The organism is Weissella sp. DD23, from assembly GCF_001579105.1.
Lineage (GTDB): Bacteria > Bacillota > Bacilli > Lactobacillales > Lactobacillaceae > Weissella > Weissella cibaria.
This window is the reverse complement of sequence record NZ_KQ970453.1, coordinates 1-483: the sequence shown is the minus strand read 5'-3', so window position 1 is coordinate 483 and position 483 is coordinate 1. Positions and strand designations below refer to the sequence as shown.

Annotated in this window: 1 protein-coding gene; it reads left to right on the top strand. The window is 47.0% G+C overall.

Translation table 11 applies throughout. The features are described from left to right. The coding region (locus WEIDD23_RS12195) for a formate--tetrahydrofolate ligase (RefSeq protein ID WP_156469673.1) at nt 1-483 on the top strand (483 nt) is incomplete at both ends.

Sequence of the window (483 nt, the reverse complement as noted above, 5' to 3'; positions counted from 1 at the left end):
AGGTTTAGAGAACCTTGGGCAACACCTGCAAAGTATGACCCGCTATGGAGTCCCTGTTATTGTGGCTGTTAATCGCTTTGTGACCGACACACCAGAAGAAATTGCGATGGTTGAATCTTATGCACGCGACTTTGGTGTGCAGGCCTATGTTGCTGACGTTTGGGCTAAGGGTGGTGCCGGCGCTACCGAGTTAGCTGGTGCGGTCGCTGAAGCAGCGCAAGTTGCAAGTGACTTTAAGCCATTGTACGAAGCTGATGACGATGCCGTTGTAAAAATCGAAAAAATCGTGCAAACCATTTATGGTGGTGCGGGTGTTGAACTGTCGGATAAGGCAGCTAAGCAATTGCGCGAATTTGCTAAACGCGGTTGGGACAAGCTACCAGTCATTATGGCTAAGACGCAATATTCATTGTCTGATGATGCTAAAAAATTGGGTGCGCCAAAGGACTTTAAAATTCATGTTCGTGAATTCATTCCGAAGTT